Origin of the sequence: Aeromonas sp. s10 (assembly GCF_040907975.1) — a bacterium.
In the GTDB taxonomy this organism is placed as follows: domain Bacteria; phylum Pseudomonadota; class Gammaproteobacteria; order Enterobacterales; family Aeromonadaceae; genus Aeromonas; species Aeromonas caviae.
In genome coordinates this window covers 116,000-122,774 of the sequence record NZ_JBFOCV010000030.1, presented here as the reverse complement: position 1 = coordinate 122,774, position 6,775 = coordinate 116,000, and the positions used below count along the sequence as shown (strand labels likewise).

General features: G+C 59.7%; 4 protein-coding genes, 1 tRNA gene and 1 rRNA gene. All 6 read left to right on the top strand.

Annotated elements, in window-relative coordinates; all coding sequences use genetic code 11:
• Positions 1 to 17 precede the first annotated feature (17 nt).
• The 6 genes from AB5Y59_RS08845 to AB5Y59_RS08820 all read left to right on the top strand — a co-directional run bounded on the left by AB5Y59_RS08845 (position 18) and on the right by AB5Y59_RS08820 (position 6,756).
• A tRNA-Thr gene (locus AB5Y59_RS08845) sits at positions 18 to 93 on the top strand.
• A 23-nt stretch (positions 94 to 116) separates the two neighbouring features.
• Positions 117 to 231 (top strand): 5S ribosomal RNA (gene rrf / locus AB5Y59_RS08840).
• Between the two features lie 164 nt (positions 232 to 395).
• Entirely contained in the window at positions 396 to 1,361 is a 966-nt protein-coding gene (ebgR, locus tag AB5Y59_RS08835; RefSeq protein WP_041214116.1) for a transcriptional regulator EbgR, read from the top strand.
• A gap of 321 nt (positions 1,362 to 1,682) precedes the next feature.
• Positions 1,683 to 4,757 carry a beta-galactosidase subunit alpha gene (gene ebgA, locus AB5Y59_RS08830; RefSeq protein ID WP_368211834.1) on the top strand — a complete coding sequence of 1,025 codons (3,075 nt, stop codon included), beginning with the start codon at positions 1,683 to 1,685 and terminating at the stop codon, positions 4,755 to 4,757.
• The gene (locus AB5Y59_RS08825; protein WP_368211832.1) at positions 4,754 to 5,209 is read left to right on the top strand and encodes a beta-galactosidase subunit beta; all 456 of its coding nucleotides are present in this window, start codon (positions 4,754 to 4,756) and stop codon (positions 5,207 to 5,209) included. The genes ebgA and AB5Y59_RS08825 overlap by 4 nt, the downstream gene beginning before the upstream one ends.
• 101 nt (positions 5,210 to 5,310) lie before the next feature.
• Positions 5,311 to 6,756 (top strand): amino acid permease, encoded by a 1,446-nt coding sequence (locus tag AB5Y59_RS08820; RefSeq protein WP_368211830.1) that lies wholly within the window; start codon positions 5,311 to 5,313, stop codon positions 6,754 to 6,756.
• Positions 6,757 to 6,775 lie beyond the last annotated feature (19 nt).

Sequence of the window (6,775 nt, the reverse complement as noted above, 5' to 3'; positions counted from 1 at the left end):
TCTTTACCGGTTAGTGTGCTGATATGGCTCAGTCGGTAGAGCGCATCCTTGGTAAGGATGAGGTCCCCAGTTCGATTCTGGGTATCAGCACCATTTTCAAGCAGTACAAGCTTTTGCCTGACGGCAATAGCGCCGTGGAACCACCTGATCCCATGCCGAACTCAGAAGTGAAACGCGGTAGCGCCGATGGTAGTGTGGCATTCGCCATGCGAGAGTAGGACACTGTCAGGCACCTATTCAGAAGAGGCCTCCCATGCGGGAGGCCTTTTTGCATTTCTGTCCTCCCGCCGCAATTCCCAGCTTCTATTTCAGTAAAAATGCTGGGCTATCAAGGGATTGCTCGTTACTCTTTAGCCGTTGCCCGATGAACACGTGATGCTGCCTGCGAGGTATTGATGGCTACGTTGAAGGAAATTGCACAGGAGGCGGGGGTATCGCTTGCTACCGTATCCCGTGTGCTGAACGAGGATCCCAGCCTGAGCGTCAAGGACGAGACCAGGCAGAAGATCTTCGAGATTGCCGAGCGGCTGGAGTACAAGACCAGCAGCGCCCGCAAAGGGGTGCACAAGAGCAAGCTGCAGCTCCTGGCTGTCTACGCCTATCCCCAGAGCACCGAGGTCAACGATCCCTACTATCTGGCCATCCGCTACGGTATCGAGACCCAGTGTACCCGCCTCAACATCGAGCTGGCCCACTGCTACAACGGTGCCGAGGGGCGTGAGCTCTCTGCCGTCGATGGCATCCTGGTCATCGGCCATCTGCCGGAAGAACGGCTGGCCGTGCTGCGCGGCCTGTCTGCCCAGCTGGTGTTCGTGGATTGCCGCTCTCAGGGGGATTTTGACTCGATTGACGTTGATTTGGCACTCATCAGCCAGCAGGTAGTGGACTTCTTCATCGCCGAGGGCCATCAGCGCATCGGCTATATCGGTGGCCAGGATGATGGCCCGGATCTGCGGGAACTCGCCTTTCGCGATTATGGCCAGCGGCTTGGCGTGGTACAGGAGAGCGACCTCTATCGCGGAGACTTCTCCAGCGCTTCCGGCTACAAGTTGGCCAAAGAGATGCTGGCCGGCGACTGGCCCAGGGCGCTGTTTGTCGCCTCCGACTCCATCGCCATCGGTGTGCTGCGTGCCATCCATGAGAAGGGACTGGCGATTCCCCAGCAGATCGAGCTTATCAGCGTAAATGATATTCCGACCGCCAAGTTCACTTTCCCGCCACTCTCAACGGTGCGGATCCACTCCGAGTTGATGGGCTCCCAGGGAGTCAATCTGTTGGTCGAACGGCTACGTGACGAGCGTGATATTCCCCTTCGGGTGCTGGTACCGAGCAAGTTGACCCTGCGTGGTACTACGCGCTGATTTTAGTAAAATGCCCTGCATTTTAGTCGCACCATCTTGCGGTGGTGCGACACCCCTACCAAGCAAACTGCTTTGCCATATCATCCAATGACGTCACATCACAATGTCTTATAGTTGATTTTACTGCCATTCAGCCAGCTGTTATCAACATCCATGCCACTCATTCATATCTTGCTCTCCTTTGTCTCCCGCTTCGGATCTCGCTCACAAAACCATCTGTTCATTGTGATCAGGTTAAAACTTTATCTATCCAGAACTGATATTTAGTAAATGTTTATCTAGATTTTACCCAGTTAACGTTGCCTTGTTCCGGGAGGACATGTGAATAACTGGGAAAACGTCCAATTCGTTGGTGAAAACAGGCTGGACCCGCGTGCCTACTTCTTCTCTTATGCCGACCACGCGCTGGCGGCCACCATGCAGCGCGAGCTGAGCCGCCGTTTTCTGGGGCTGAGCGGCCAATGGCAGTTCCACTACTTCGACCACCCCCTGCAGGTGCCGGAGGCCTTCTATCACAGCCCCATGAGCGAGTGGGGCCAGATCACCGTGCCCAACATGTGGCAGATGGAAGGACATGGCCAGCTCCAGTACACCGACGAAGGTTTTCCCTTCCCCATCGATGTGCCTTTTGTTCCGACCAACAACCCCACCGGCGCCTATCAGCGCAGCTTCACGCTGAGCCCGGCCTGGGACGGCGATCAGGTGATCATCAAGTTTGACGGGGTGGAGACCTACTTCGAGGTCTATGTGAACGGCCACTATGTCGGTTTCAGCAAGGGGAGCCGTCTCACCGCCGAGTTCGATATCAGTGCCTATGCCAAGGTTGGCGAAAACCTGCTGTCGGTGCGGGTGATGCAGTGGGCGGACTCTACCTATATCGAAGATCAGGACATGTGGTGGATGGCGGGGATCTTCCGCGACGTCTATCTGGTGGGCAAACCGGCCGCCCATGTGCAGGACTTCTTTATCCGCACCGCGCTGGCCGACGACAACCGGAGCGCGACCCTGAGCTGCGATATCGAGCTGGAGAACCTGGGGGCAGCAGCCCGTGATCACCGTCTGGTCTGGTCCCTGCTGGATCAGGGCAGCGAGATCGCCAGCGGCTCGCTCGACCATCTCGCCATCGACGGCAAGTGTGATTGCCGCTTCACGCTGGATCTGGCCAACCCCCATCTGTGGAGCGCCGAAGATCCTTACCTCTACCAGCTGCAACTCTCCCTCTACAACGGTCAGGGAGAGCTGCTGGAAGTGATCCCGCAGCGAGTCGGGGTGCGTGAAATTACCGTCAAGGATGGCCTCTTCTACGTCAACGGCCACTACCTCAAGCTGCACGGGGTGAACCGCCACGACAACGACCACCTCAAGAGCCGCGCGGTCGGCATGGATCGGGTGGAGCGCGATATCGTGCTGATGAAGCAGCACAACCTCAACTCGGTGCGCACCGCCCACTACCCTAATGACCCGCGCTTCTACGAGCTGTGCGACCAGTACGGCCTGTTTGTGATGGCGGAGACCGACGTGGAGACTCACGGTTTTGCCAACGTCGGCGATCTCAGCCGCATCACCGACGATCCCTTCTGGGAGCCGGTGTTCGTGGATCGCATCGAGCGCCATGTGCACGCCCAGAAGAACCACCCCTCCATCATCATCTGGTCGCTCGGCAACGAGTCCGGCTACGGCTGCAACATCAGAGCCATGTACCAGCGCTGCAAGGGGATCGACCCGACCCGGCTGGTGCACTACGAAGAAGATCGAGACGCCGAGGTGGTGGATGTGGTGAGTACCATGTACTCCCGCGTCTCCCAGATGAACTGCTTCGGCGAGTTCCCGATGGAGAAGCCGCGTATCCTCTGCGAATACGCCCACGCCATGGGCAACGGCCCGGGTGGCCTGAGCGAATACCAGCAGGTGTTTGACCGCCATCCCCACATTCAGGGTCACTACATCTGGGAGTGGTGCGATCACGGCATTCTGGATCAGGACGAGCAGGGCCGCCCGGTCTACAAATACGGCGGCGACTATGGCGACTACCCCAACAACTACAACTTCTGCATGGATGGCCTCATCTATCCGGATCAGACCCCGGGGCCTGGCCTGCGTGAATACAAGCAGGTGATCTGCCCGGTCAAGGTGCGGGCACTGGATCTGGCCAGCGGCAAGCTGGCGGTGGAAAACCGCTACTGGTTCTCCACTCTCGACGATATCCGCCTGCTGGTCGAAGTGAAGGCCGAGGGCGAGCTGCTGGCCAGCCAGCAAATCCGGTTGGAAGGGGTTGCTCCCGGTGCCACCACTGAGCTGCAACTCGAGCTGCCATCCCTTGATGGGCGGGAAACCTTCGTCCAGCTGCGGGTCATCAAGGCCAGTGCGACCCGCTACAGCGCGGCGGAGCACGAGCTGGGCCAGTACCAGTTCCAGCTGAAAGAGTCGACTCGCCAGCTGCAGCCCTTTGCCAATCCCAACGCCACTGCGTTGCAGATTGCCGACGAGCGCCTCGCGCTGACCTTGAGCGGCAGCGGCTTTGCCCTGCGCTTCTCGCGCCTCGACGGCAAGCTGGTGAGCTGGCAGCAGGATGGTATCGAACTCATCGAGCGAGCCCCACGCCTCACCTTCTTCAAGCCGATGATCGACAACCACAAGCAGGAGTACGAGAGCCTGTGGCACCCGAACCACCTGCAGATCATGCAGGAGCACTTCCGCACCTTAAGCTGGCGTCAGCTGGGCGAGGCGGTCGAGGTGACGGTTGAGAGTCTGATCGCGCCGCCGGTGTTCGACTTCGGCATGCGCTGCCGCTACGTCTACACCCTGAGCCCGAACGGCCAGCTGCACGTGGCACTGTCCGGCCAGCCCTACGGCGGTTATGACGACATCATCCCCAAGATCGGCTTCGAGCTGGGCATTCGTCAGGATCTCGACCGGTTGCACTACTACGGCATGGGGCCGGGCGAGAACTATCAGGACAGCCGCCAGAGCAACTGGATCGACAGCTTCCAGAGCACAGTCAGCGAGATGTGGGAGCACTACCCCTTCCCGCAGGACAACGGCAACCGCCAGCAGGTGCGCTGGGCGACCCTGACCAATCGTCACGGTGCCGGTCTCTACGTGCGGCCCGATGCCCCCATCAACCTGAGCGTCTGGCCCTACAGCTGGGAGCATATCCACGCGGCCCAGCACATCAACGAGCTGGAACCGAGCGGTTATCTCACCCTCAATCTGGATCACAAGGTGCTGGGGCTGGGTTCCAACTCCTGGGGCTCCGAGGTGCTGGACTCCTGGCGGGTGCGCTTCGAGCCGTTCAGCTTCGGCCTGACCCTGCTGCCCATCGCCCGTGGCAACCTCAATCCGGCTGCGCTGGCCGGGCTCGATCTCACCATCAACGGCGGGAGGAACCTCGCATGATCACCCTGGACAACCTGACCCTGTTCAAAAACATCTACCGGGAGGGCAAGAAGTGGGGCCGCTGCGTGGAGGCCATCGACAACCTGCCGAACCTCAAGCCCGGTATCTGCCACTCCATCGGGGACTCCCTCACCTACCGCTTGCAGGAGGGGGCCAGCCCGGCCACCTCGTTGTTCGAGGGGCAGCGCCGCTACTTCGACGTTCACTACTACCTGGAAGGGGCAGAGACGGTGGAGTGGGCAGCCAAGAGCGAGCTGGCGGTCGAGCAGGCCTATGACGACACCACAGACCGCGAGTGGCTGGCAGGCGAGGTGCGTGAGCGCCAGCAGGTGGGCAACGGTCAGGTGGTGATCTTCGAGAACGACGAGGCCTACCGTTTCGTCGGCGACGGGCCGGTGCGCAAGGTGATCATCAAGGTCACCGTCGAAGGCGGCTACTTCAAGAACAAATAACAAGCCGCCGGTTCTGCACTGACAAAGCCGAAAGGGCGGGGCTCACCCTACACATCATGCCCCGCCCTTTCGCGAGATAACTACAGGTCTGGAGATGCACCATGTCTGATTCCAAACGCAATACGATAGGCAAGTTTGGTCTGCTGTCGCTCACCTTCGCGGCGGTATTCAGCTTCAACAACGTCATCAACAACAACATCGAGATCGGTCTGGCCTCGGCCCCGATGTTCTTTCTGGCCACCCTTTTTTACTTCATTCCGTTTTGCCTCATCATTGCGGAGTTCGTGTCACTGAACAAAAACTCCGAAGCGGGGGTGTATGCCTGGGTGAAGAGCTCCCTCGGCGGTCGCTGGGCCTTTATCTCCGCCTACACCTACTGGTTCGTGAACCTCTTTTTCTTCACCTCCTTGCTGCCGCGGGTCATCGCCTACGCCTCCTATGCCTTTCTCGGCTACGAGTACATTCTCACTCCGGTGGCGACCACGGCATTGAGCATGGTGCTGTTTGCCTTTGCCACCTACGTCTCCACCAACGGCGCCAAGATGCTCGGCCCCATCACCTCGGTGACCTCGTCCCTGATGCTGCTGCTGACCCTCTCCTACATTCTGCTGGCGGGTGCGGCACTGGTGGGCGGCGTGCAACCGGCCGACCCCATCACGGTAGAGGCCATGATCCCCGATTTCAGCTGGGCCTTCCTGGGCATCACCACCTGGATCTTTATGGCGGCCGGTGGCGCCGAGTCGGTGGCGGTCTACGTCAATGACGTGAAAGGGGGCTCCAAATCCTTCGTGAAGGTGATCATCGTCGCCGGGATCTTTATCGGCGTGCTCTACTCCATCGCCTCGCTGTTGATCAACGTGTTCGTCCACAGCAACACCCTGAAATATACCGGCGGCTCGGTGCAGGTGTTCGAGGGGCTGGCGGCTTACTTCGGCCTGCCGGAGATCCTGATGAACCGCTTCGTCGGGTTGGTCTCCTTCACCGCCATGTTCGGCTCCCTGCTGATGTGGACCGCGACCCCGGTGAAGATCTTCTTCTCCGAGATCCCGGCCGGCATCTTCGGCAAGAAGACGGTCGAGCTGAACGAGAACGGCGTGCCCGCCCGTGCAGCCTGGATCCAGTACCTTATCGTGCTGCCGCTGATGGTGATCCCGACTCTGGGCTCCAACACAGCGCAGGATCTGATGAACACCGTCATCAACATGACCGCTGCCGCCTCCATGCTGCCGCCGCTGTTCATCATGCTGGCCTACCTCAATCTGCGGCTGAAGCTCGACCACTTGCCGCGGGAGTTCAAGATGGGGTCGCGCACCACCGGCATCGTCGTGGTCTCGGTGCTGATCGCCATCTTCTCGGTGGGCTTCCTCGCCTCCACCTTCCCGACCGGCGCCGACATCATGACCATCATCTTCTACAACGTTGGCGGGATCGTGATCTTCCTCGGCTTCGCCTGGTGGAAGTACAACCGCTACGAAGCTTCCCTCAGCGCCGAAGCGCGTGCCAAAGAGGCCCAGCCGACAGCGCAGGTTGCCATGCAGACGCCATAGCCACTGTATTGAATCCCAA